This is a genomic window from Paraburkholderia phenoliruptrix (assembly GCF_902859825.1).
GTDB lineage: Bacteria > Pseudomonadota > Gammaproteobacteria > Burkholderiales > Burkholderiaceae > Paraburkholderia > Paraburkholderia phenoliruptrix.
This window is the reverse complement of record NZ_CADIKB010000021.1, coordinates 23339-46971: the sequence shown is the minus strand read 5'-3', so window position 1 is coordinate 46971 and position 23633 is coordinate 23339. Positions and strand designations below refer to the sequence as shown.

Here is a 23633-nt window from a genome sequence, read left to right as displayed (position 1 = left end):
GCGCTCATACACTGGCCGCACTCTGGTGCCCGCGCGCATTCACCGTGCGCGCAGTTAAACGGGAAGCAGGGCGCGCGGTTCATCTGAACGCGCCAACCTGCGCTGCCCCCGCAACGGTAAGCGACCGCATTCGCGTGCTCGTATTGCAGTTCAATACTGCATACGCAGCAGAGCAGTTCGCGCTTTGCAGTTCGATCCCCATCGCGTGTTCCGGTTCAACGCCGGTTCAACTCGCGAGTGTGCCACTGCGCGTCACGCGTGGGAAGGCGGGATGAAGGTCGCCAGCCCGGATACCGGCCAGAGGGAGGGGCGCGAAGCGCGAATGTCAAAAGCGCACGCGCCCCGTTACGCGAAGGCCTGCGGGGAAGCGGGCCGCGCATGCCATCCACGGGAAATCTCATTCCATGTTGTCCCCCATCGCCCGCGCGGTGTTGCTCGCTTCTGCAGGGCTGCCGCATGTCGCGCATGCGCAGGCCGCCGCGCCTGCAAGCGCCGACTCTCCGTTCACTGTTTTATCGCCGGTCGTCGTGACGGCCGAGCGCGGTCCGCAAGCGCTCGCCGACACGATTCCGCAAACGTCGCTCTTCGATCAGCAGGACCTTGCCGACACCACCGCGACGGATCTGCCCGGCCTGCTGCAACTCGCGCCTGGCGCGCAAATCTCGCATACGGGTGGGCCCGGTTCGACGGCGAGCCTCTATTTGCGTGGCGCGTCATCGACGCAATCGCTGGTTCTGATCGACGGTGTGCGTGTCGATTCGGTGAGTCTCGGCGCCGCGCAAATCGCGCAGATTCCGCTCGACCAGATCGATCACGTCGAGGTCGTGAACGGCAACGTGTCCGCGCTGTATGGTTCGGGCGCGATTGGCGGCGTGGTCCAGGTGTTCACGAAAGACGGCGGCGAGCATCCGCCGCGCTTCAATTTCTCCGTGGGCTACGGCAGCTATCACACGCAGACGCAGCAAATCGGTGCGAACGGCGCATTGGATAAAGACGGCCGCACGACCTTCAGCATCTCGCTTGCGCGCTCGAAGGACGACGGGTTTTCCGCGCTCAATCCGCGCGAGGCGCCCAATGCGAATCCCAACGCGAACGGCTATCTGAACGAGAGCATCTCGGCGTCGCTGCGTCACAAGTTCGGCGACAGATGGGACGCGGGCGTCAGCTATTTCCAGTCGAACGGCAACAACAGCTACGACAACGCGTATGGGGCGCCGACCGATCTGAACAACCTGTACACGAAGGTGCGCCAGGTGTCCGCGTTTGCGAACGGCAAGCTGACCGACTGGTGGACCACGCACTTCATCGTCTCCGAAGGCGACGACCGCAGCGTGTCGAACACCAACGGCCTCTACAGCGGCCGTTTCGATACCGACAATCGCCAGTACATCTGGCAGAACGATTTCGCGCTTGCCGCGCAGCAGAAGCTGCGCATCGGCTACGAGCATCTGGATCAGAGCCTCGATTCCGATACGTTTGCCGCGCCTACCCGTCGCGTGGATTCGGGCTTTGCGGGCTACACGGCGCGCTTTGGACGCCACCAGGTCCAGGCGAACGTGCGGCGCGACCAGTACTCGGATTTCGGCGGGGCGAACAGTTACTATCTCGGCTACGGCTTCGACATCACGTCGCACTGGAAGGTGAGCGCAAACTACTCGGATTCGTTTCGCGCGCCGAGCTTCGACGATCTGTACTATCCGCTAAGCGGCAATCCGTCCATCCAGCCCGAGCGCAGCCACTCGGTGGAAGCGGCGCTGCAGTACGCGTCGAATGCGCTCGGCGTGATGCGTTTGAGCGCTTTCCAGACGCGCTATTCGAACTTGATCGACTATCAGCAGGTCACGCCGGGCATCTACCTGGCCGAGAACGTGGGGCACGCGAAAGTGCAGGGACTCGAAGGATCGTGGAGCGGACATGTGGGCAAGACGGACGTGCGCGCGTCGCTGACGCTGCAAAATCCCGTCGACCTCGACAACGACGTGGATCTCGTGCGGCGTGCGCGGCGTTTTGCGTCGCTCGCCGTGAATCGCAGCATCGCAGGGTGGCGCGTGGGCGGCGAGTGGATCGTGAGCGGCCCGCGGGAAGACAGCAGCGGCAAGCTGGGCGGCTACGGCATCGTGAATCTGTCCGCGCGCTACAACATCACGAAGGCCTGGTACGTGGCCGCGCAAATCCAGAATCTGTTGAACAAGGACTATGAAACGGCCTACTCGTATAACTCGCCGCGGCGCGGTGCGTATGTCACGGTCGGCTGGCAGCAGCAGTAGGCCGTGCACCCTGCCGGGCGCGCGCCGATGAGCCGGCATCCCGGTTCGCTGCCCGCCACGCTCCAGCCGATGAGCGCAAAGCGCGCCGCCGCCATCTGGCTCGTGCTCGCGCTCGCCGCGCTGGTCGTGCTGATGGCGTCGCTCGCCTTGGGCAGCGTGGCGCTCGCGCCGTCGAGCGTGATCGAGGCGCTGGCGCCGCTGCCTGCGTCTTCGCCGCACGCGGCGTCTGCGGATCTCGCCGGCGAGATCGTGCGCACGCTGCGTCTGCCGCGCGCATTGGCCGGCTTCGCATGCGGCGCATTGCTGGCGATAGCGGGCGCGCTGCTGCAGGTGCTGTTGCGCAATCCGCTGGCGGAGCCCTATGTGTTGGGTGTCTCCGGTGGAGCCGCCAGCTTCGCGCTCGTCGCGATGATCGCCGGCTGCGCGTGGTGGCTCGTCGATGCGTCCGCGTTCGCGGGCGCCTTCGTGTCGATCCTTCTCGTGCTCGGACTTGCACGCCGCGAATTGTGGCGCGGCGAACCGCAGGACACGTCGCCGCGTTTGCTGCTGACGGGCGCGGTGATCGCCGCCGGTTGGGGCGCGCTGATCACGCTGCTGCTGAATCTCGCGCCCGACAATCGTTTGCGCGGCATGCTGTTCTGGCTCACCGGCGACCTCAACGGCAACGCGATGCCGTGGACCGCGCTTGCCGCGCTCGTCGTCGTGCTGATTGCGATCGTGCCGGTGGCGCCGCGACTGAATGTGCTTTTACGAGGCGACGCGGTCGCGCAGGCGCTCGGCGTCGCGGTCATGCCGCTGCGGCTGCGCGTCTACCTCGCAGCCTCGCTCGCCGCGGCGGCGGCCGTGACGACGGCGGGCACCATCGGCTTTGTCGGGCTCGTCGTACCGCATATGCTGCGGCTCGCGTTCGGCAACGATCAACGCATGCTGCTGCCCGCCGCGGCGCTTGGCGGCGGCGTCGCGGTCATGGGCGCCGACCTGGTCGCGCGCCTTGTCATCGCGCCTGCGCAATTGCCGGTTGGCGTCATCACGTCGATCGTCGGCGTGCCCGTGTTCCTGTGGATGCTGCTGCGCACGCGCCGATGATGCACGCCTCCAACCTCGCCCAAGCCTCGCTCAGCGCCCAGCGCGTAACCTTGCGCGCCGGCGCCCGGACCTTGCTCGACGCCTTCACGCATACCTTCTATCCGGGCGAAATCTGGTGCGTGGCCGGTCCGAACGGCGCGGGCAAAACGACGCTGCTGTCGACGCTCGCGGGTTTGAGACAACCCGTGGCGGGGCACGTCGAACTCGACGGCGTGCGCCTTGCCGACTGGCACGGCCAGCCACTCGCACAGCGTCGCGCGCTCATGCCGCAAAGCACGCCGGACACCTTCAGCGCAAGTGTGCTCGACGTCGTCACGCTCAACCGCTTTCCGCATCTGACCGGCTGGGGCTGGGAGCGTGAGGTCGATCGCGAGGCCGCGCGCGCGGCGCTGGATGTGCTCGGCCTCAGCGATCTGGCGGCGCGCGACGTGTTGTCGCTCTCCGGCGGCGAACGCCAGCGCGTGGCGCTCGCCGCCGTGTTGTGCCAGGAGGCACCGCTCTTGCTGCTCGACGAACCGCTTGCGCATCTGGATCTGCATCATCAGATAGAGTGCCTGGAAGTACTCCACGAATGGACACGCGAGGCGGCACGCACGGTCCTCTTTTCATGTCACGATCTGAATCTGGCGCGCCGCTTTGCGACGCACGCGCTGCTCCTCGACGGCGAGGGCGCCGCCTATGCCGGCCCCGTGCGCGACGTACTCACCCCCGCATTGACGAGCCGCATATTCGGCTATCCGCTCATCCTGATCCGCGAGGGCGACCACGAGGCGCTCATTCCCGCAGCGCGTTCGCGTCACGAATCGCTTTCGGTTCATGACAGGCCGGCACGCGGATAAACAGAACACAACATCATCTATTTGCAGGCACTCATGACATTCACGACTGGCTCGGCCGCGTTGCCCGAAGTTGAACCGCTCGATCAAAGCTTGCGCGGCGAACTTCAGCACATCATCGATACGAAGACGAAGCCGCCCGGCAGTCTCGGTCAGCTCGAAACGCTCGCGCGTCAAATGGGCCTGATCCAGCGCAGCACGCGTCCCGCGGTAGAACGGCCGGTGCTGATCGTGTTCGCGGGCGACCACGGTATTGCCGCCGAAGGCGTGAGCCCTTATCCGCAAGCGGTGACCGCGCAGATGGTTGCGAATTTCCTCGCGGGCGGCGCGGCGGTCAATGCGTTCAGCCGCGTGGCGGGCATCGAACTCGAAGTGGTGAATGCGGGCATTGCGACGCCGCTGCCGCGCACCGACGGGCTCGTCGACATTCCCGTTGCGGCGGGCACGCGCAACTTCGCGCACGAACCGGCGATGACGTACGACGAGGCGCTGGCCGCCATGCAAGCGGGCGCCGCGCGCGTGCGGCATCACGCGGCGCTCGGCAGCAATGTGATCGGTTTCGGCGAGATGGGCATCGCGAATACGTCGGCGGCGGCGTGTCTGATGAGCCGCCTGTGCGGCGTGCCGATCGGCGAGTGCGTGGGCCGCGGCACCGGTCTCGACGACGCGGGGCTCGCGAAAAAGCGCGCTGTGCTGGCCGCGGCGCTCGCGCATCACGACGCGTGTCATGCCGCATTCGATGTGCTCGCAACCTTCGGGGGCTTTGAAATCGCCATGATGGCGGGCGCGTATCTCGCGGCTGCGCACGCACGGATGACGATCGTCGTGGACGGCTTCATCGCCAGTTCGGCGCTGCTGGTTGCCGACGCGATCACGCCTCACGTGCGCGAATACTGCGTGTTTGCGCATGCATCGGACGAAGCGGGGCACCGGCGCATGCTCGCGCATTTCGGCGCGAAGCCGCTGCTGTCGCTCGACATGCGGCTCGGCGAAGGCACCGGCGCGGCGCTCGCCGTGCCGCTGCTGCGCGCGGCCTGCGCGTTCATCAACGAGATGGCGAGCTTCGAATCGGCTGGCGTCGCGAATCGCGAAGCCTGAGCGACGCGCGCCGACTTTTTCCCACATCATGCACGCGACGACGCACCCATGAACCCGCTGGCGGAATTGCGCTATTTCTTCACGGCGCTTGGCTATTTCACGCGTGTGCCCGTGCCGCGCTGGGTCGGCTACGAACCGCACTATCTGAATGCGGCGGCGCGTTATTTTCCGCTCGTCGGCGTGTTGATCGGCGGCGTCAGTGCACTAGTCTACCTCGCGGCGCTGCGCGTGTTTCCGGCGGGCATCGCGGTGTTGCTGTCGATGGCGTCGTCGCTCTTGATCACCGGCGCGTTTCATGAGGACGGTCTGGCCGATTGCGTCGATGCGTTCGGTGGCGCCTATACGCGCGACGACGTGTTGCGCATCATGCATGACTCGCGGATCGGCGCATTCGGCGCAATCGCGCTCGTCGTTGCGCTCGCGCTCAAGTGGCAAACGCTCGCCGCGTTGCCGCCGCTGCGCGCCGCCAGTCTGATGATCGCGGCCCATGCGGCAAGCCGCGCGGGCGCAATCAGCTACCTCGCGACGCACGACTACGTGCGCGCCGAAGGCAAGGCGAAGCCGGTTGCGCAGCGTCTGAGCGCCCCAGCACTCCTGTGTGCGGCGATTTTCGGATTGCCGTGGCTGTTGTGGCCGGACGGTCCGCGTGGGCTCTTCATGGGCGACTGGCGTTTTGCCGGCGCGGCGCTTGCGCTGCTGCTCGTGCTGCGCTTTGCAATGGGCCGCTATTTCACGAGGCGCATAGGCGGCTACACCGGCGACTGCCTTGGCCTGGCGCAGCAGATTTTCGAACTGGGCATCTACCTCGTGGGGCTCGCATGGATATCGTTCTGATTCGCCATCCCGCCGTCGCGCTCGACGCGGGTGTCTGCTACGGCCACAGCGACGTGGCGCTCGCCGAGGCCGCCGACGTGTCGTCGGCCGCGCTCGCGCTGCGGCTGGCGGCCTTGCAGGTCCCCGCGCCGCGCGTCGTCATGTCGAGTCCGCTGACGCGCTGCTCCGCGCTCGCCGTCGAAATGGCGAACGATTTCGGCTGCGTGCTGAGCCACGACGACCGCTTGAAGGAAATGAACTTCGGCGCTTGGGAAGAGCGCCGCTGGGACGCGATCGATCGCGAACTGCTCGACGACTGGGCTGCGAATTTCGAACACGCGCGAGCGCATGGCGGCGAGAGCGTGGCGCAGTTCGTCATGCGCGTGCGGGCATGGTTCGATGCGTACACGCAGACTCGCGAACTCTCGCCCGCGTATGTGGTCACGCATGCGGGCGTGATGCGCGCGATTGCGTCACTCGCGCTCGATCTGCCGCTCGAACGCTGCTTGCGCTGGTCGCTCGAGACGGGCGGCATGGTCTGGCTTCGCCGCGGCGCCGAAGGGCAGGCGTGGTCGCTTGTGAAATGGAATGCGTGAGCGCGGGCGCGGTTCGTCCGCTTTGCCGCGGCTGAGTCACGAGTGACGCTCTTGACTCACGCTCCTAAGTCACGCCCCTAAGTCACGCCCCTAAGTCCAGCTTAGGTCGGGCGCCTGAGTCAGTCACTTGGGTCACTGAGCGTTCGGCTTCCTGCGCGAGCGCGCGAGTTCGAGGTCCTCGCACATCTGCTTCGCGCCTTGCACGATGCGCGGCGAGGGCCGGTTGATGAGATCGCCGTCGATGGCAAACAGGTTGTTATCCGCCACCGCCAATAGACGCGGCCACGCGCGCCATGCGCCGAGCTGCGGCAACGGGGTGTCCGGTTTCGTCGCGCCGGGCGCCGCCGTGACGATGGCTTCGGGATTCGCGGCGAGCACCGCTTCCGTCGACACCGTCGGCACGAGCGGTTGCAGCGCGGCGAACACGTTGCGCCCGCCGCATAGCTCGATCACGTCGCTGACCATGTGCTCGCCGTTGAGCGTCATCAACGGCTGATCCCACACCTGATAGAACACGCTCACGGCCGGCCGTTTTGCGTACTGCGCGCGCAGATTCGCGATGTCGCGGCGATACGCGGCGGCCGCCGGATCCGCGGTGGACGACGTGCCGAGCAACTGGCCGAGCTTCGTCAGCGAGACGGCAATATCGTCCAGGCGGTGCGGCTCGCTGAAGAACAACGGTATGTGCAATTCGCGCAGACGTTCGAGTTGACGTTGTGCATTGCCATGCCGCCACACCACGATCAGATCGGGTTTCAACGCGACGATGCGTTCGAGATCGAGCGACTTGTTGTCGCCGACGCGCGGCAGCTGTTTCGCCTCGGGCGGATAGTCGCTGTAGGACACGGCGCCCACCATCTTCGATGCGCCGCCGGCCGCGTACAGCAGTTCGGTCACGTGCGGCGCGAGGCTGATGACGCGCTGGGCCGCGGCGGGGAGCGTCACGGCGGCACCTGTGTCGTCGGTCACGGTGATGCCGGCGCGCGCCGGCAAGGTCACGGCAATGAGGCCGGCAGCGAGGGTGAGGCGCATGAGGCGCATGAAGCGCGCGGATGAAGTCATCGGGGCCTGACGTCGAGTGTCTGCGTTGAGCGTTTCCATGGGCGCTGTAAGGCGCGGCTGTTTTGCGCGGTGATCCACGGATCAGCGTGTTCCCGCCGCGTCGATCGTTTCCATCGCGGCACGCAAGCTGTCTTGAAGACGCGCCCATTCCGCCTCGCTGTGAGGCAAGCCGAAACGCACGCTGCCCGAGGCGGCGAAAAGCCGCGTCCACACACCGCGTGTGGCCAGCGCTTCATGCAGGGCGGCGGCGCGCGCGTCGTCGGTCCATGCGAAAAGCGGCGTGGCGCGTGGGCGAATGCCGTGGGCCTGCAGCAGCGCGACGAGGCGCGCGCTGTCTGCGGCGAGCCGCGAGCGCATCTGCTGCTGCCAGGCGTGATCCGCGAATGCCGCTTTGACGGCATGCCGCGCCGGGCCGCTGACGGTCCACGCGCCCAGCGCGAGCCGCAAGCTTTGCAGCACGGCGGGTGATGCCAGCACGAAACCGGCGCGCACGCCCGCGAGCCCGAAGAACTTGCCCGGCGAGCGCAGCACGACGAGACCTTCGCGGTTCGTGTGGGCCGCAAGCGAAGCGGCGGGCACGGTGTCGGCGAAGGCTTCGTCGACAAGCAGCGTGCCGCCGCGCTCGCTCAGTTGCGCATGCCACGCAAGCAGCTTTGCCGCGCTCAGGTGCTCGGCGGTCGGATTGTTCGGATTCACAACGATTACATGCGTGAGCGCCTCGGGCAGGACGTCCCACGAAATATCGAGCGCTACGACGCGATGCCCGGCACGTTCGAATGCCGGTGCGTATTCGCTGTACGTGAGCGGCGCGACCCCGACTGGCGCGCGCGGCAGCAAGGCCGGCAGCGCACGGATGGCCGCCTGGCTTCCCGCAACGGGCAACACGTGCGCCGCATCGGGCACGCCGTAATAGCGCGCGGCGCACTCGGCGAGGCCGTCGCCTTCGTCGGGCAGACGGCGCCACGCATCGGCGGGGACGGGCGGCACCGGATAGCCGTGCGGATTGATGCCTGTCGACAGATCCAGCCAGTCTTCGTACGGGATGCGATAGCGCGCGGCGGCTTCGTGCAGGTTGCCGCCGTGCGTGATTGAAGCGAGAGGCGGGGCGTGAGGCGGGGCGTGAGGCGACGCGTCAGCCGATGCAGACGAAGCCGTCGCGGGCGAGCCCTGCTGAGGGTCCGTATGGCGAAGTGAATTCGGCACGGCGCTTCGCTCAGACATGCAGCGGCACGCTCAGCAAGGCCAGCACGATCAGTACCGCAAGCCACAGAATGACGGTGCGCTCGACCAGCATCAGCGCGGCCGTGATATGCGCGGCCTTTGCGGGATGGCCGAAGCCGAGCATGGGCCGATGTTCGAGCGCGCCGTGATACACCGCCGGGCCGCCGATCAGCACATTCAGGCTGCCCGCGCCCGAGGCCATCACCGGCCCGGCATTCGGACTGTCCCAGCGCGGCGCCTGCTCGCGCCAGCAGCGCCACGCGGTGCGCGTGTCGCCGAGCAGCGCGTAGCTCGCGGCGGTGAGGCGCGCGGGAATCCAGTTGAGCACGTCGTCGAGGCGCGCGGCGGCCCAGCCGAAGCGTAGATAGCGCGGCGTGCGATAACCCCACATCGCATCGAGCGTATTGGCGAGGCGAAAGCCGAGCGCACCCGGCCCGCCCGCAATTGCAAACCAGAAGAGGGCGCCGAAAATGGCGTCGTTGCCGTTTTCCAGCGCCGATTCGACCGCGGCGCGCGACAGGGCGGCTTCGTCGGCATGCGCGGTTTCGCGCGAGACGATGCGCGCGGTCAAGAGGCGCGCCTGCGCGAGGTCGCGCTGCGCGAGCGCCTGCGCAATCGGCTCGATATGGTCGTGCAGACTGCGTGCGCCGAGCGCGAACCACAGCAGCGCGACGTGGACGGCGCAGGCCGCAAAAAACGGCAGCACGGCCACGAGCCACGAGGCAGCGAGCACCGGCGGCAGCACGGCCAGCGCCCAGGCCAGCAAGCCCTTCAGCCGCAGGCGCCGGCCGCGGTTGTAGTGTGCTTCGAGGCGCGCCGCCCATTTGCCGAAGCCGACGAGCGGATGCGCGCCGCGCGGCTCGCCGATCCAGCGGTCGACGGCCACGCTCGCCGTTGCCAACGTCACGATGAGTGGAAGCGACAGCATCACGCGCCGCCCGCGGGTTTCAGCGCGAGCGGCAGGCCCGCGACCATCAGCGTGGCCTGGGTGGAGAGTGCCGCGATGCGCTGATTGAGCCGCCCGAGTTCGTCGACGTAAAGACGCGTGGCCGCGCCGAGCGGCACGACGCCCAGACCGATTTCGTTGCTGACAGCGATGATCTTGCCGCGAGCGTTCCCAAGCGCGGCCTCGAGCGCCTCGATGTGCGCCTGATATCGAGCGGGCGGCAGCGGCTCGCCGTCGGCGGGACACAGCAGGTTGGCGAGCCACAGCGTCAGGCAGTCGATCAGCGTGCAATGCCCGGGCGCGTCGACCTTCGACACCGCGCCCGCGAGGTCGAGATCCGCCTCCAGCAGCCGCCAGTGCGCAGGCCGCCGCGCGCGATGATGCGCGATGCGCGCGTTGAATTCGGCGTCGCCGGCCACGCGCGCGGTGGCGACATAGGTGACGGGCAGCGCGCTCCGGGCGGCAAGCTGCTCCGCGTGCACGCTCTTGCCTGAGCGCGCGCCGCCGAGAATGAAGGTGAGGTCGCGGGAAATCATCGCGTGATTGTACCGGCGCGCAGCGCGGCCCGGCGCGATGGGATAATGCCGCGATCCGTGCGGCGGCCGCGTGGTTTTCTGCTTCGCGGCCCGTCCTTCACTCTTGCCATCGCCGAGTCCAACGTTTCCGTGAGCACCCAATCCGTTTCGCCCGAGTTCCCGCATGACGCGCTCGCCGTGCCGCGCGGCACGCTGATGATCCAGGGCACCACGTCCGATGCCGGCAAAAGCACGCTCGTCGCCGGCCTGTGCCGGCTCGCGCGCCGCGCCGGGGTGCGCGTCGCGCCCTTCAAACCGCAGAACATGGCGCTTAACAGCGCGGTCACCGTTGACGGCGGGGAGATCGGGCGTGCCCAGGCGCTGCAGGCGGTGGCGGCCGGCATCGCCGCGCACACCGACCTGAATCCCGTGCTGCTCAAGCCGACGAGCGATCGCGGCGCGCAGGTGATCATCCACGGCAAGGCGCGCATGAATCTCGACGCCCGCGCTTATCACGAGTACAAGCCCGTCGCGTTCGAGGCGGTGCTGCAATCCTATGCGCGGCTGCAAGCGGCGTACGACACGATTTTCGTCGAAGGCGCGGGCAGTCCGGCCGAGATCAATCTGCGCGAGCGCGATATCGCCAACATGGGTTTCGCCGAGGCGGTGGATTGTCCGGTTGTGCTGGTGGCCGACATCGACCGGGGCGGGGTATTCGCGCATCTGACGGGAACGCTCGCGTGTCTGTCAGAAAGCGAGCAGGCGCGCGTGCGCGGTTTCATCATCAACCGGTTTCGCGGCGATATTGGACTGCTGAAGCCGGGGCTCGACTGGCTGGAAGCGAAGACCGGCAAGCCCGTGCTCGGCGTGGTCCCTTACCTGCACGGCCTCACGCTCGACGCCGAGGACATGCTGCCGCCCGAGCTGCGCGCCGCGCAGCGCGGCGACGCCGCACGCACGCTGCGGGTGGTCGTGCCGGTGTTGCCGCATATCAGCAATCACACGGATTTCGACGCGCTGCGCGCCCATCCGCAGGTCGATTTCCATTACGTGCGAAGCGGCATGGCGCCGCCGCCCGCTGATCTGATCATCCTGCCGGGTTCGAAAAACGTGCCGGGCGACCTGGCGTTTCTGCGTGCGCAAGGTTGGGACGCGGTGCTGCAACGGCATTTGCGCTATGGCGGGCGGGTGATCGGCGTCTGCGGCGGGATGCAGATGCTGGGCCGCGAGGTGGCCGACCCGCACGGCGTGGAAGGCGCGCCGGGGACATTCCCGGGACTCGGCTGGCTCGACTACTCGACTGTGCTGACGCGCGACAAGACGCTGAAGAACGTGACGGGCCGCCTGGCGCTGCCGGGCTCGCCGCAAGTCGCGGGTTATGAGATTCATATGGGCGAGACGCGGGGACCGGCGCTGGAAACGCCGGCGCTGCGGCTGGTACAAACCCGACAAACGCGAGAGGCGGAAGAGGCGGGAGAGCCGCATCCCGACGGCGCAATTTCCGCCGACGGCCAGATCCTCGCCACCTACGTGCACGGCCTCTTCGACACGCCGGCCGCCTGCGCGGCGCTGCTGGGCTGGGCGGGACTGAGCGACGCCGAGGCGATCGACTACCCCGCGCTGCGCGAAGCGTCGCTGGAACGGCTCGCCGACACGCTCGCCGAGCACCTCGACCTGGCGAAATTAATGGCCGCGGTGGCTTGATCGCCGCCCCGTTTGCGTCAGCATTGATTCTTATCGGGAAATAATCAAAGCGCGATTCAAGGTTTTTCGCGTGTATTGGTTGGAATAGAGTGGGGGCATTCGACCGGCTTCGTATCGAGCCGTCTTCCACTCTCACAAGGATCCGTCATGAACCCGAACCGCTCCGCCGACCTAGCGGCTTTGATCTTGCGCGTCGCCCTCGGCGTGCTCTACCTCGCGCACAGCCTGCAGAAAATTTTTGTGTTCACGCTGCCCGGCACGGCGCAGTTCTTCGCTTCGCTCGGCTTGCCTGGATGGCTCGCTTACGTGACGGCGTTCGTCGAGCTGATCGGCGGTATTGCGCTCTTGCTGGGCGTGCAGGTGCGCTGGGTCGCGCTCGTGCTGCTGCCGTTCATGCTCGGCGCGATGTCCGCGCATTGGCATAACGGCTGGGGCTTCGGCTCGCCGCACGGCGGCTGGGAATATCCGGCGTTCTGGGCGGTGACGCTCGTCGTGCAGTCGTTGCTGGGCGGCGGCGCGTTCGCGCTCGGCGGCCTGAAGGCGCCGCGCGCAGCGGTCGCCTGATTCATTCGCGCCAAGGGGAGGTTGGGGCGGCGCGGTTGCCGCCACCGGCCGCAAACCCTTCACGCGACGCAGGATGCAAAAAAGCACGCGCTCTCAGGCCGCGTGCTTTTTTATTCCCGGCGCGACCGGTTGCGCCGGTTGCGCGTTGGCAGTCTCGTCAATACAACACGATCTGCGTGCAGCGAAAGAGCGCGATGGTCTTGCCATTCGGATCGGTGACAGTCGCGTCCCACACCTGCGTGCTGCGGCCGAGGTGCACGGCTTTCGCCACCGCGCGGATCGCGCCTTCCGTTGCCGTGCCGAGGAAATTGCTTTTCAGCTCGACGGTCGTGAAATTGCGCGCCGTCTCCGGCAGGTGCGCGAGGCACGCGTAGCCGCAGGCGGTGTCCGCGAGACCGATCACCGTGGCCGCATGCAGAAAGCCGTTCGGCGCGAGCAGTTCCTCGCGCACGGTCAATTGCGCGCTCAGCATGCCTTCATCCAGCGACAGCACCTGCACGCCCAGCAAGCCGGGCAGCTTGCCTTTCTGGCGTTCGTGCAGGCGTTCGACGGTGTATTCCGGGCGGAGCTTGCTCATGGATTGCGCTTCCTCGAAAGATAAATTCGCTGACGGACGACGGCCGATTAGCCGTTCGGGGGCTTCGGCCTTGCTGGATTTGTCGATATTATCAACGGCTGGATCGGCGCGCGGGCTCAAGATGCAGCAAACCCGCGCGCCGGCATGACAGCGGGGCATCCCCCAAAGCAGCCAGCGCAATACAGACAAGCTGGCGGAAAACGAGGTAGAAAGCGGCAAACCGGCTGGCATCGCCAGCCTTCTTTCCGGGAGTATTCATGACGGTAATCGTGGTGGCGAATCCGAAGGGCGGCGTGGGCAAAAGCACGCTGTCGACGAATCTGGCCGGCTATTTCGCCGCAAACGGCGAGTGGGTGGCGCTCGCGGATCTGGACAAGCAGCAGTCGGCGCACGCGTGGCTGTCGTTGCGGCCCGACACCTTGCCGGCCATCGAGACCTGGGAAGTGAATCCCGAGACGCCCGCCAAACCGCCGAAGGGCCTCGAGCACGCGATCATCGACACGCCGGCCGGGCTGCACGGCAATCGCATGAACATCGCGCTGGAGCTGGCGGACAAGGTGATCGTGCCGCTGCAGCCGTCCATGTTCGACATCCTCGCGACGCAGGACTTTCTGGAGCGGCTGGCCAAGGAAAAGGCAGTCAGGAAAGGCGCAATCGAGATCGGCGTGGTCGGCATGCGGGTGGACGCCCGCACGCGCTCGGCCGAGCAGTTACACCGTTTCGTCGAAGGATTGAAGCTGCCGGTGCTCGGCTATTTGCGCGACACGCAGAATTACGTGCAGCTCGCGGCGCACGGCCTGACGCTGTGGGACGTCGCGAAAAGCCGGGTGGAGAAGGACCTGGAGCAGTGGCAGCCGATCATCGAATGGACGAACGGCGCCGCGAAAAAAGGCTGAGCGGGCGCTGTGCCGCGCTTGCCCGAGGCGTGGATAAAGAGTGGGACGGAGAGTCGGGCGGTGGTTCGAAGCCAGACCCGGAGCGAACCCCGGGCGCGCCGGCTCAGGTCCAGTTCTGCGTGGGCACGTGATCCCGGCTGCCCTTCATCTTGTTGTTTTCGTCGACGAACACCAGATCCGGCTTCCAGCCCGCCTTCAGTTCCGCCTCGTCGACCATGGCAAACGCCGCGATGATCACCAGATCGCCCAGTTGCGCGCGCCGCGCCGCCGAACCGTTCAGCGAAATCATGCCGCTGCCGCGCTCGCCCTTGATCGCATAGGTCGAGAAACGCTCGCCGTTGTTGATGTTCCAGATGTCGATGCGCTCGTTTTCGATAATGTTTGCCGCTTCCAGCAGGTCTTCGTCGATCGCGCATGAGCCTTCATAGTGCAGCTCGCAATGCGTGACCGCGACGCGGTGGATCTTCGACTTCAGCATGTTGCGTTGCATGGCTAGCCATTCCTTTGACGCTTAGGCGCTGTCCAGACTCTTAGGCGATGTCCAATCGCCTAAGACAATTTCAGATTTCGAGGTTGTCGATCAGACGGGTCGCACCCAGCTTGGCGGCCGCCAGCACGACGAGTTCCGCGTTCGCGTCTTGCGGACCCGGCGGCAGCAGATTCGAGCGCTTGCGCACCGCGACGTAGTCGGGCTGCCAGCCGCGCGCGGCGAGCGCTGCCATCGCGGCCCGTTCGAGCGACGCGAAGTCGCGCTCGCCCGCGAGCACGGCGTCGCGCACGCGGTTCAGTTCGGCGGCGAGCATCGGCGCTTCCGCGCGCTCGGCCGCCTCCAGATAGCGGTTGCGCGAACTGAGCGCGAGACCGTCGGTATCGCGCACGGTTTCAGCGGCGATGATGTCCGTCGGCAACGCGAACTGGTGGCACATGCGGCGCACGATCATCAATTGCTGGTAGTCCTTCTTGCCGAACACCGCGACGCGCGGCTGCACGCACGACATCAGCTTCATCACGACGGTACAGACGCCCTGGAAAAAGCCCGGCCGGAATTCGCCTTCGAGGATGTCGCCCAGATCGTGCGGCGGATGCACGCGGTACTCCTGCGGCTCCGGATACAGATCGCGCTCGGTCGGCGCGAACAGCACGTAGACGTTTTCTTTCTGCAGCTTTTCGATATCGGCTTCGAGCGTGCGCGGGTATTTGTCGAAATCCTCGTTGGGTCCAAACTGCAGACGATTGACGAAGATGCTCGCCACTACCGGATCGCCGTGCTGGCGCGCGAGCCGCATCAGCGACAGATGGCCTTCATGCAGATTGCCCATGGTCGGCACGAAGGCCGTGCGATTCTGGCCGCGCAACTGGTCGCGCAATTCATGGATCGAGCTGATGACTTTCATGATCGGACAGGGATTCCTCGCGCGGCGCGAGACTCGGTTGACGCACGGCGCTGGCCGATTGCGCGGCCCGCGGCCTCACTGGTAATGACAGGTTCGGAGCGCGGGATTGTAGTGGATTTGGCGCCGCTACGCACCGAAATGACGCCTGAAGCGCGACTCGGGAGCGTGCGGCCGGGCGGTGTTACGCCGCCGCGGAAACGCCTCGCGCGGCGGCGAGGCGCCTCGCTTCGGCTTCTCGCCGGCGCTCAGGCCGGCAGGTAGGCGAGGCGCACATAAATGGGTGCGAACGGCTCGGCCTGGGTAATTTCAACGAGCGATTCCCTGCACAGCTCAAGTACGGCGATGAAGTTTACGACCACGACGGGCACGCCCTTGCTGGTGTCGAACAGGTCGGAGAATTCCATGAAGCGCGCGTTCTGCAGCTGCCGCAGGATCGTGCTCATGTGCTCGCGCACGGACAGTTCTTCGCGCGAAATCTTGTGATGCTGCACGAGCTTTGCGCGCTTGATGACGTCGGCCCACGCGGCGCGCAGGTCTTCGCTGTTCACGTCCGGAAAGCGCGGCGTGATGCTTTGCTCGATGTAGACCTCGGCGCGCAGGAAGTCGCGCCCGAGTTGCGGCAACTGGTCGATGCGCTGCGCGGCCAGCTTCATCTGCTCGTATTCCAGCAGACGGCGCACGAGTTCGGCGCGCGGGTCTTCGGCTTCCTCGCCGCTGTCCGCTTTCTTGACGGGCAGCAGCATGCGCGACTTGATCTCGATCAGCATGGCCGCCATCAGCAGATATTCGGAGGCGAGTTCGAGATTGGTCTGGCGCAACTGGTCGACGTAGCCGAGGTATTGCACCGTGACATCCGCCATCGGGATGTCGAGCACGTTGAAGTTCTGCTTGCGGATCAGGTACAGCAGCAGATCCAGCGGTCCCTCGAACGTTTCGAGGAACACCTCGAGCGCGTCCGGCGGGATATAGAGGTCGGTGGGCAGCTTGAAGAGCGGCTCGCCGTACAGGCGCGCGAACGCAATGCCGTCGACGGTGTCCGGCGTCGAATCGGTGGCGGGCGCGGCGAGCGCGGCGTCGGACGAATCCGGCGGCGCGCCGTGTGCCTCGTCGGCGTGACTCATCGGTTGCGGCGCGGCGCTCAGAAGTTCTGGTAGTACTGGTAAGGCGTCTGTTCGACGCGCGAAGCTTTCTGCTCGGCACGCTCTTCCAGGTCGATCGGCTGCTTGTCCCACAAAAGCGCCCGGCCGCGGCGTTGCTCGGCTTCCAGGTTGGGCTTCTGCTGCTTGAGCTGGTTCAGGAACTGGGTGATGTCCGATTGATACATGGCTCGACGTCCGTAGTGGGTGAAATGGCGGCTTGCCCGGCCTTGGTGCGGGTGCCGCGACTCGATTTCGCGATTTTAGCGCATGCGCCGCGCGCGGTCGAAAAACCCCGCGGGCGGCGAACGCTTTGGCCGGCATGTTCGCGCGGCGGGCGTGGCTGGAACCCGCGCGCAATAGGCGCGTCAAAGGCGGGCGCGTCGGCCGCGGGCGGCGGGTCGCGCGCTACGGCGCCGCGGCGTTGGCTGCCGCCTTTCAGACGATGTCCTTGCGGGTCCGCTCGCGGGTGCATTACGAGATAGCGCGGAGACAGCGTTGTCCCGCCGATGTGGTCAAATAGCGAGCTTCGGCGGCACTGCGCGCCCGAACGACAAATTCATCAACCATGGCCGGAGGTCCTGCTTGGCGGGGTGTGCGATCGAAAAGCCGCATGAGCGGCGCGGCGAAGCCGGCCGGCGGGGCAGAGCGCCGTGGCCGGCGGCAGCCGGCGCTGCGGCGCTGCGGCGCTGGCTGCGCGCCGCGCGTGCGCTCGGCATCCTGCTGTCCTTGCTCGCCGGCGGCCCCGCTCATGCGGCGCGCGCAGCGGCCAGCTACAAGGTCGACGTCGAAGCCACGCCGCGTTCGCTGCGCAAGCTCCTCGACGAGCATCTGGACATTGCGCGCTTCGCAAAGCGCCCCGACATCAGCGACGACCAGTTCGAATTTCTGATCACGGCCACGCCCCAGCAGGTACGCGATCTGGCGGCGACGCAGGGCTACTTCACGCCCGTCGTTCGTACCGACGTGCGCACGGTGGACAACACCAAGCACGTCACAGTGAGTGTGGATCCGGGGCCGCAAACCACCATCAGCTCGATTTCGCTGTCGTTTCGCGGCCCGGTGTTGACCGAGGACCCGGCGCAGGAAAACGCCGCGCGCTTCGCGTTTTCGCTGCACGAAGGCGATGCCTTTTCGCAGGGCGACTGGGACGACGCCAAGAACGCGTCGCTGAAGGCTTTGCAGGCCCGCCGCTATCTCGGCGCGAAGATCTATCACTCCGAGGCGCGTGTCGATCCGCGCACGCACGAGGCGAAGCTGTCGGTCGTCTATGAAAGCGGCCCGACCTTCACGATGGGCAAGCTCGACGTGTCGGGCACGCGGCGCTATCCGGAGCAGATCGTCGAAAACGTCAATCCTATTTCAGTGGGCGACATTTACGACGTTCAGCGCATTACCGAATTGCAGCGGCAGTTGCAGAACACGCCCTACTACGCGAGCGTCGCGATCGACGTGGACAGCGACCCGGCCAAGCCTGTCGACACGCCGGTTCACGTGAAGGTGTCGGAATATCCGTACAACAGCATTCGCGGCGGCGTCGGTTATTCGACCGACAACGGCGCGCTGGTGCAGGGCGCGTACTCGTATCTGAACACCTTCGGCAAGGCCTGGCCGTTCACCGTCGACGGCCGTCTGGATCAGGTCCAGCAATACGGCCAGATCCAGCTGGCGATGCCGCCCGGCCCGCGCGCGTGGACTAACAGTGTGCTTGCCTCCTACACGACCACAGATGTTTCCGACACGCGCATCTACAGTATCCGCGGCGGCGTGCAGCGCGCTCGTACGTCGCAATTCATCGACTACACGTACGCGATCCTGTTCTATCAGGACCGGCTCGATCAGAACGTCGGTGCGCCGACCACGAGCCGCGCGCTGGTGCCGTCGTGGTCGTGGACGCGGCGCAATACCGACGACCCGCTGTTCCCGCGCAAAGGTAACCTGATTCATGTGGAGGCCGGCTTCGCGGTGAAGGGCGCGCTCACCGATCAGACGTTTATCCGCGGCTACGCGCGCGGCCAGCAGTATCTGCCCATCGGCAAGGAAGACCTCGTGGTGTTGCGCGCCGAACTGGGCGGCGTGTTCACGAGCGGCAGTTCGAGCGGCATTCCGGCGTCGCTGCTGTTTCGCGCCGGCGGCTCGAATTCGGTGCGCGGCTATGGGTATCAGAGCATTGGTAACAACGTCCAGGGCTCCGTGCTGCCGACCAAGTATCTCGTGACGGCGTCGGCGGAATACCAGCATTGGTTCAGCCACGACTGGGGCGCGGCCGCGTTCTTCGACGTCGGCACGGCCACCGACACCTGGGGCGAGAGGGTGTTTTATCCGGGCGTGGGCGTCGGCGCGCGCTGGCGCAGCCCGGTCGGTCCCGTCAACGTGGATCTGGCCTACGGCATCCGCAACAGAAGCGTGCGGCCCTATCTGACACTGGGGATCGCCTTCTGATGGACATTTCTCTGAACCCGAACCGCGCATGACGACGGACGTTTCCGCTCAACCTCCCGCGCCGCCGCCTGGCGACGAGCCGCCTGGCGCTCCGGAAGCGGGGCCGCCGGGGCCGCCGGCAAAGCGCCGCGGCGCCGCGCGTCTGCTGCTGAAAACGCTCGGCTGGATGCTCGCCGTGCTGGTGCTGCTGGTCGCGCTGGCGCTCGGCCTGCTGTACGGCGCCGTTACCACCGAGCGCGGCACCGCGTACGCATGGCAGGCGGCGGTCAAGTTGCTGGGCGGCAAGCTGACCGGCACGCTCGAAGGCGGCGCGCTCGCCAACGGCGTGCGGCTGCGAGCCGTGCGCTGGCGTGCGCTCGACGGCAGCGGCACGGACATCCAGATCGACCGGGTGTCGGGCCGCTGGGGGCTCACGCGCGAACCGTGGCGCTTCACGATCGACTATCTCCATGTCGGCACGGTGGATGCGCGCATCGGCGCGTCGTCGCCGGGCAGCAACGAGCCGCTCAAACTGCCGCAAGACCTGCGTCTGCCGATGCAGCTCGAAATCCGCGACGTCCAGGTGGACAGGCTGTTGCTGCGCCAGGGCACGTCGACGAGCGAGTTTGCGCACTTTGCTTTTCACGGACGCAGCGACGGGCGTCATCACGAGGCTGCCGTCGAGCGGCTCGACACGCCGTTCGGCGCGGTGACGGCGTCGGCGAAGCTCGACGGCGTGAAACCCTTTCCACTCACCGGCGACGTCGGTTATTCGGGGAAGGTCCGCGACGAGCCAGTGCAGGTGGGCGGCCATCTGAGCGGGTCGCTGCAGAATCTCCTCGCTGAACTCGATGCAAGCGGCATGAAGCTCGCCGGCCACGCCGAGCTCGAGGCCACGCCGTTCGCCGAGGTGCCGCTCAAGCGCGCCACGCTGAGCTTCGATCACGTCAACCCGCAGGCGTTTGCGCCGGGCGCGCCGCTTGCCGATCTGTCGGTGAGAGCGGAGTTGCAGCCGGTGGGGCAGGCGGTCGGCAGCGGTGGTTTTGACGGCGCGAAAAATGGCTCCGATGCGGCCGGCGCCAGTGCCAGTTTGCCTTCCAGTTCCGGTGCAGCCGTGACTGGCAGCGCCGCCGAGCGCCGCGCGCAGGCGGCAAGTTCCGTGCGCCCGCCCGCCGTAGGCAAACCCGCCGGCAAACCCGCCGCCGCCCCGTTTGCCGTAGCCGGCCACGTCTCGATCGTCAACGCGCGTCCCGGCGCGATCGACCAAAACCTGCTGCCGCTCATCGACGCTAACGCCGACGTGCGCCTCGACGCCGAGGCGCAACGCATCTCGAACCTGGCCGTCCGACTGGTGAAAAGCGCGACACTTACCGGCGGCGGCACGCTGACGGGCAAGCGCGGCCAGTTCGATCTGCAGGTCGCGGGGCTGGACCTGAACGCGCTCGAGGCGACCGTGCGCCCGACGCAGCTTGCCGGGCCGATCGCCATCCGTCTGAACGACGATATTCAAAGCGTCACGCTCGATCTTGCCGACCCGAAGGCGGCGCTGCGCGCGCAAGGCAAGCTCACCATGGACCCCGCGCGGCTCAGTTTCAACGACGTGCGCATTACCTCGGGCAAAGGCCGCATCGAGCTCTCGGGCGCGCTCAAGCACGACGCGAATTCGAGCTACAACCTGAAGGCGCAACTGACCGACTTCGACCCGTTGACGCTGACGTCGCAAATGCCGTCGCGCAAGCCGGTCGACGGGCCTTCCGCGCCGGAGAACGCGGCGAGAGGCAAGCTCGCCGCCGAAGCCGCGGCGCAAGTGGGCAGCACCGCTGGTGCAAAAAGCGCGGCCCCGGCCGACAAAGCGGCGGCGGCCGTCGCGAACACCGGCAAGGCCGTCGTAAAGACGGAGGTCATGGAGCGCAAAAAACCCGCGCCCAAACGCACGGCGCCGCCCGTGCGCAAGATCGAGGCGAGGGTCAACGGCACTCTGTCCGCCACCGGCATGCTCACTCCGGCTTTCACGACCAAGGCCGAGTTCCGGCTCGGCCCGAGCGTCTATGACGGTCTGCCGCTGACGGGCGGCGGCACCGTGCAACTGGCGGGTTCGCGCATTCTGCCGAGCCGCGCGAACCTGTCGGTGGCGGGCAACCAGGTCGATCTCGCGGGCAGCTTCGGCGCGCGCGGCGACCGCTTGCGCTTTCATATCGACGCTCCGGCACTCGAGCGCCTCGGCTTCGGCCTCGCCGGGCTCATTGCCGCCGACGGCGATCTGACCGGCTCGTTCGATCATCCGAATGTCGTGCTGAACTACAAGGCCGACAGCGTCGTGCTGAGCAGCAACCGCATCGGCCATGCGGAGGGGCACGCCGAATTGCGCGACGGCGCGAACGGTGCGCTGGTTTTCACGACCGACGCGCGCAACGTGAGCGCGGGCGGCGTGGATCTGGCCACGCTGACCGCGCGGCTTTCGGGCACGCGCGCCAATCATTCGCTCGAAGCCGCCGCGACCGGCAAGCTGCAGGACCGCCCGCTCGATCTGACGCTCGCGGCGAACGGCAAGCTTACCGAGGCGCGCGACGGCACGCACTGGGACGGCACCGTAACGCGTCTGCAAAACCGCGGCACGCCGGCCCTGAACCTGGAGTCTCCGCTCGCCGTCAGCGCCGGGCCCCGCCGCCTGACGCTCGGCGCGACGCGGCTCATGCTCGAAGGCGCGGTGCTGAGCCTGAAATCGTTCGCGTTCGACCACGGCCGGGTGCAATCGGCGGGCAGTCTGACCGGTATTTCGCTCGCGCGTCTGCAGGATTTGCGGCGCGAAATCACCGGCGCGCCACCGGCCGTCAAGACCGATCTGATTTTCGACGGCGACTGGGACTTCGCGCTCGGCAGCACGGCGAGCGGGCATATCCAGATAAAGCGCCGCAGCGGCGACGTCACGGTCGAGATCGGCCGCGGGCTGGCGTCGCTCGGCATTACCGATATCGGCGCGCGCGCCGACTTCAGCGGCGGCAACCGGCTCAACGCGACGCTGCATGCGCAGGCGAGCCGCATCGGCGTGATCGACGCCGACGCGCACACCACACTCGTCGCGCGCGAGGGCTTCCTGACCGTCGACGAGGAAAGCGCGCTCACCGGCAATGTGAGCGCCAATGTGCCGTCGCTGAAAACCACCGGTGGGCTGTTCGGCCCGAGTTATCTGCTCGACGGCCATCTCGCGCTCAAGCTCGCGCTCGGCGGCACGGTCGCGAAGCCCAATCTGACCGGCTCGCTGCTCGGCGACGACCTCTCCGCCACGCTTGTCGATCAGGGCGTGCAGCTGAAGGAAGGCATTGTGCGCATCGCGCTGTCGCACAATCTCGTGGACTTCCAGCAGGTCGAATTCCACGGCGCGAGCGGCACCTTGCGAGCCACGGGCCGGGTGCGGCTCGACGGCGCGGAGCCGGATCTGACGGCGAGCATCGTCGCGGACAAGCTCGAGCTTTTTGCCGCGCCGGACCGCAACCTGTCGCTGACGGGCAGCGCGACGGTCGCGAACGCGGGCGCGCAGGGCGGCCTGGCGATCAACGGCAAGTTCCTCGTCGACCATGCGCTCTTCGACATGCCGGAGCAGTCGGCGCCCAAACTGGGCGACGACGTCGTCGTGGTGCGTCCGGACGGTACCGTGGCCGGCGAGCGGCCGCAGCCGGTGCCCGGCAGCAACAAGCCGATGGGTCCGTTCGCGCCGCGTGCGAACATCGACATCAGTCTCGGCGACAACTTCCGCTTCCGCGGGCAGGGCGCCGACCTCGGCCTGACCGGCACCATCACGGCAATGAGCGCGCCGAATCTGCCGCTGCGCGCGGTCGGCAACGTCCGCGTGACGCCGGGCTCCACCTACACCGCGTTTGGCCGCAAGCTCAACATCGAGAACGGCTTTTTTACGTTCAACGGACCGGTGGCCAATCCGGGCATCAACATTCTGGCGATGCGCCGCAACCAGCAGGTGGAAGCCGGCGTGCAGGTCACGGGCACGGTTCAGTTTCCCGTCGCGAAGCTCGTTTCGGAGCCGAACGTGCCGGACAACGAAAAGCTCTCGTGGCTGCTGTTCGGCCACGGCACGGATCAGGGCAACAACCTCGGCCAGCAGAGCACGATGACCACGGCGCTCGCATTGCTCGGCAGCGCGAGCGGCAAGCGGATCGCGCAGACGTTCGGTCTCGACGAGTTTTCGATTGGCCGCAGCGAGGTCGGGCTGACCGATCCGCAGGTGGTGATGGTGTCGAAGGCGATCAACGAATGGCTGGTGATCGGCTACGAACAGGGCTTGCAGTCGGCAAGCAATGCGATCAAGGCGACCATCAACCTGACGCGCTACTGGTCCGTCGCGGCTTACGGCGGCACGTTCGACGGCATCACGCTGCTCTACACGCGCCGTTACGACCGGATCAAGTGGTGACGCGTGGTCACGTATCGGTCACGTATCGGAGACGTGTTGCGTGGATGAAAAAACGGCACGCCTTTTCAGGGGCAT

General features: G+C 66.8%; 21 protein-coding genes and 1 riboswitch. Of the genes, 11 read left to right on the top strand and 10 right to left on the bottom strand.

Annotated elements, in window-relative coordinates:
- The first annotated feature begins 6 nt into the window (after nt 1–6).
- A riboswitch (cobalamin riboswitch) is annotated at nt 7–316 on the top strand.
- A gap of 88 nt (nt 317–404) precedes the next feature.
- Genes HV711_RS20070 through cobC form a run of 6 tightly spaced genes read left to right on the top strand, consistent with a single transcriptional unit; the run spans nt 405 to nt 6696 of the window.
- The gene (locus tag HV711_RS20070; RefSeq protein ID WP_035482864.1) at nt 405–2267 is read left to right on the top strand and encodes a TonB-dependent receptor domain-containing protein; all 1863 of its coding nucleotides are present in this window, start codon (nt 405–407) and stop codon (nt 2265–2267) included.
- Nucleotides 2268–2294: 27 nt separating this feature from the next.
- Nucleotides 2295–3353, top strand: coding sequence for a FecCD family ABC transporter permease (locus HV711_RS20065; protein WP_035482863.1), 1059 nt, complete (start codon nt 2295–2297; stop codon nt 3351–3353).
- Nucleotides 3350–4192 carry an ABC transporter ATP-binding protein gene (locus HV711_RS33525; RefSeq protein WP_035482883.1) on the top strand — a complete coding sequence of 281 codons (843 nt, stop codon included), beginning with the start codon at nt 3350–3352 and terminating at the stop codon, nt 4190–4192. Before HV711_RS20065 ends, HV711_RS33525 begins: the two co-directional genes overlap by 4 nt.
- Nucleotides 4193–4225: 33 nt before the next feature.
- The gene (gene cobT, locus HV711_RS33520) at nt 4226–5287 is read left to right on the top strand and encodes a nicotinate-nucleotide--dimethylbenzimidazole phosphoribosyltransferase (RefSeq protein ID WP_035482862.1); all 1062 of its coding nucleotides are present in this window, start codon (nt 4226–4228) and stop codon (nt 5285–5287) included.
- A 48-nt stretch (nt 5288–5335) separates the two neighbouring features.
- Nucleotides 5336–6121, top strand: coding sequence for an adenosylcobinamide-GDP ribazoletransferase (locus HV711_RS20055; protein ID WP_035482861.1), 786 nt, complete (start codon nt 5336–5338; stop codon nt 6119–6121).
- Nucleotides 6106–6696 (top strand): alpha-ribazole phosphatase, encoded by a 591-nt coding sequence (gene cobC, locus HV711_RS20050; RefSeq protein WP_028360392.1) that lies wholly within the window; start codon nt 6106–6108, stop codon nt 6694–6696. The genes HV711_RS20055 and cobC overlap by 16 nt, the downstream gene beginning before the upstream one ends.
- Nucleotides 6697–6828: 132 nt before the next feature.
- On the opposite strand, the gene HV711_RS20045 is transcribed toward cobC, so the two are convergent.
- The 4 genes from HV711_RS20045 to cobU form a co-directional block, all read right to left on the bottom strand.
- Entirely contained in the window at nt 6829–7758 is a 930-nt protein-coding gene (locus HV711_RS20045; protein ID WP_035482860.1) for a cobalamin-binding protein, read from the bottom strand.
- Nucleotides 7759–7839: 81 nt separating this feature from the next.
- Nucleotides 7840–8979 carry a threonine-phosphate decarboxylase CobD gene (cobD, locus tag HV711_RS20040; protein WP_035482859.1) on the bottom strand — a complete coding sequence of 380 codons (1140 nt, stop codon included), beginning with the start codon at nt 8977–8979 and terminating at the stop codon, nt 7840–7842.
- Nucleotides 8972–9907 (bottom strand): adenosylcobinamide-phosphate synthase CbiB, encoded by a 936-nt coding sequence (gene cbiB, locus HV711_RS20035; RefSeq protein ID WP_035482857.1) that lies wholly within the window; start codon nt 9905–9907, stop codon nt 8972–8974. The genes cobD and cbiB overlap by 8 nt, the downstream gene beginning before the upstream one ends.
- On the bottom strand, nt 9907–10461 hold the full coding sequence (gene cobU / locus HV711_RS20030) for a bifunctional adenosylcobinamide kinase/adenosylcobinamide-phosphate guanylyltransferase (RefSeq protein ID WP_035482856.1): 555 nt from the start codon (nt 10459–10461) through the stop codon (nt 9907–9909). Before cobU ends, cbiB begins: the two co-directional genes overlap by 1 nt.
- 195 nt (nt 10462–10656) lie before the next feature.
- Here cobU and HV711_RS20025 point away from each other — a divergent pair, with 195 nt between their 5' ends.
- Together HV711_RS20025 and HV711_RS20020 are read left to right on the top strand one after the other, a co-directional pair.
- Nucleotides 10657–12144: a cobyric acid synthase gene (locus HV711_RS20025; RefSeq protein WP_244142710.1), complete on the top strand. Its 1488-nt coding sequence runs from the start codon at nt 10657–10659 to the stop codon at nt 12142–12144.
- A gap of 147 nt (nt 12145–12291) precedes the next feature.
- On the top strand, nt 12292–12708 hold the full coding sequence (locus HV711_RS20020; protein WP_028360397.1) for a DoxX family protein: 417 nt from the start codon (nt 12292–12294) through the stop codon (nt 12706–12708).
- A 157-nt stretch (nt 12709–12865) separates the two neighbouring features.
- Here HV711_RS20020 and HV711_RS20015 read toward each other — a convergent pair whose 3' ends face one another.
- Nucleotides 12866–13285 carry a PaaI family thioesterase gene (locus HV711_RS20015; protein WP_028360398.1) on the bottom strand — a complete coding sequence of 140 codons (420 nt, stop codon included), beginning with the start codon at nt 13283–13285 and terminating at the stop codon, nt 12866–12868.
- A 91-nt stretch (nt 13286–13376) separates the two neighbouring features.
- On the bottom strand, nt 13377–13544 hold the full coding sequence (locus HV711_RS20010) for a hypothetical protein (protein ID WP_156946569.1): 168 nt from the start codon (nt 13542–13544) through the stop codon (nt 13377–13379).
- On the opposite strand from HV711_RS20010, the gene HV711_RS20005 reads away from it, so the two are divergent.
- The gene (locus HV711_RS20005; RefSeq protein WP_013587482.1) at nt 13543–14181 is read left to right on the top strand and encodes a ParA family protein; all 639 of its coding nucleotides are present in this window, start codon (nt 13543–13545) and stop codon (nt 14179–14181) included. The genes HV711_RS20010 and HV711_RS20005 overlap by 2 nt on opposite strands.
- A 103-nt stretch (nt 14182–14284) precedes the next feature.
- On the opposite strand, the gene panD is transcribed toward HV711_RS20005, so the two are convergent.
- From panD to HV711_RS19985, 4 genes are all read right to left on the bottom strand, one after another.
- The gene (gene panD, locus HV711_RS20000; RefSeq protein ID WP_028360399.1) at nt 14285–14671 is read right to left on the bottom strand and encodes an aspartate 1-decarboxylase; all 387 of its coding nucleotides are present in this window, start codon (nt 14669–14671) and stop codon (nt 14285–14287) included.
- Nucleotides 14672–14741: 70 nt separating this feature from the next.
- Nucleotides 14742–15575: a pantoate--beta-alanine ligase gene (gene panC / locus HV711_RS19995; RefSeq protein WP_013587484.1), complete on the bottom strand. Its 834-nt coding sequence runs from the start codon at nt 15573–15575 to the stop codon at nt 14742–14744.
- 245 nt (nt 15576–15820) lie between these two features.
- A complete protein-coding gene (locus HV711_RS19990; RefSeq protein ID WP_013587485.1) occupies nt 15821–16696 on the bottom strand; it encodes a segregation and condensation protein A in 876 nt (291 codons plus the stop codon).
- 17 nt (nt 16697–16713) lie between these two features.
- On the bottom strand, nt 16714–16899 hold the full coding sequence (locus tag HV711_RS19985; RefSeq protein WP_013338483.1) for a DUF3460 family protein: 186 nt from the start codon (nt 16897–16899) through the stop codon (nt 16714–16716).
- 397 nt (nt 16900–17296) lie between these two features.
- Between HV711_RS19985 and HV711_RS19980 the strand changes: the two genes are divergently transcribed.
- Together HV711_RS19980 and HV711_RS19975 are read left to right on the top strand one after the other, a co-directional pair.
- Nucleotides 17297–19153, top strand: coding sequence for an autotransporter assembly complex protein TamA (locus HV711_RS19980; protein WP_175145213.1), 1857 nt, complete (start codon nt 17297–17299; stop codon nt 19151–19153).
- A 28-nt stretch (nt 19154–19181) separates the two neighbouring features.
- Nucleotides 19182–23558 carry a translocation/assembly module TamB domain-containing protein gene (locus HV711_RS19975; protein WP_035482854.1) on the top strand — a complete coding sequence of 1459 codons (4377 nt, stop codon included), beginning with the start codon at nt 19182–19184 and terminating at the stop codon, nt 23556–23558.
- Nucleotides 23559–23633: the final 75 nt, after the last annotated feature.

Bases quoted from the DNA above. Each gene is read 5' to 3' on its own strand.
- HV711_RS20070 (WP_035482864.1), top strand. From the start codon at position 405: ATGTTGTCCCCCATCGCCCGCGCGGTGTTGCTCGCTTCTGCAGGGCTG.
- HV711_RS20065 (WP_035482863.1), top strand. From the start codon at position 2,295: ATGAGCCGGCATCCCGGTTCGCTGCCCGCCACGCTCCAGCCGATGAGC.
- HV711_RS33525 (WP_035482883.1), top strand. From the start codon at position 3,350: ATGATGCACGCCTCCAACCTCGCCCAAGCCTCGCTCAGCGCCCAGCGC.
- cobT (WP_035482862.1), top strand. From the start codon at position 4,226: ATGACATTCACGACTGGCTCGGCCGCGTTGCCCGAAGTTGAACCGCTC.
- HV711_RS20055 (WP_035482861.1), top strand. From the start codon at position 5,336: ATGAACCCGCTGGCGGAATTGCGCTATTTCTTCACGGCGCTTGGCTAT.
- cobC (WP_028360392.1), top strand. From the start codon at position 6,106: ATGGATATCGTTCTGATTCGCCATCCCGCCGTCGCGCTCGACGCGGGT.
- HV711_RS20045 (WP_035482860.1), bottom strand. From the start codon at position 7,758: ATGACTTCATCCGCGCGCTTCATGCGCCTCATGCGCCTCACCCTCGCT.
- cobD (WP_035482859.1), bottom strand. From the start codon at position 8,979: ATGTCTGAGCGAAGCGCCGTGCCGAATTCACTTCGCCATACGGACCCT.
- cbiB (WP_035482857.1), bottom strand. From the start codon at position 9,907: ATGCTGTCGCTTCCACTCATCGTGACGTTGGCAACGGCGAGCGTGGCC.
- cobU (WP_035482856.1), bottom strand. From the start codon at position 10,461: ATGATTTCCCGCGACCTCACCTTCATTCTCGGCGGCGCGCGCTCAGGC.
- HV711_RS20025 (WP_244142710.1), top strand. From the start codon at position 10,657: ATGATCCAGGGCACCACGTCCGATGCCGGCAAAAGCACGCTCGTCGCC.
- HV711_RS20020 (WP_028360397.1), top strand. From the start codon at position 12,292: ATGAACCCGAACCGCTCCGCCGACCTAGCGGCTTTGATCTTGCGCGTC.
- HV711_RS20015 (WP_028360398.1), bottom strand. From the start codon at position 13,285: ATGAGCAAGCTCCGCCCGGAATACACCGTCGAACGCCTGCACGAACGC.
- HV711_RS20005 (WP_013587482.1), top strand. From the start codon at position 13,543: ATGACGGTAATCGTGGTGGCGAATCCGAAGGGCGGCGTGGGCAAAAGC.
- HV711_RS20010 (WP_156946569.1), bottom strand. From the start codon at position 13,544: ATGAATACTCCCGGAAAGAAGGCTGGCGATGCCAGCCGGTTTGCCGCT.
- panD (WP_028360399.1), bottom strand. From the start codon at position 14,671: ATGCAACGCAACATGCTGAAGTCGAAGATCCACCGCGTCGCGGTCACG.
- panC (WP_013587484.1), bottom strand. From the start codon at position 15,575: ATGAAAGTCATCAGCTCGATCCATGAATTGCGCGACCAGTTGCGCGGC.
- HV711_RS19990 (WP_013587485.1), bottom strand. From the start codon at position 16,696: ATGAGTCACGCCGACGAGGCACACGGCGCGCCGCCGGATTCGTCCGAC.
- HV711_RS19985 (WP_013338483.1), bottom strand. From the start codon at position 16,899: ATGTATCAATCGGACATCACCCAGTTCCTGAACCAGCTCAAGCAGCAG.
- HV711_RS19975 (WP_035482854.1), top strand. From the start codon at position 19,182: ATGACGACGGACGTTTCCGCTCAACCTCCCGCGCCGCCGCCTGGCGAC.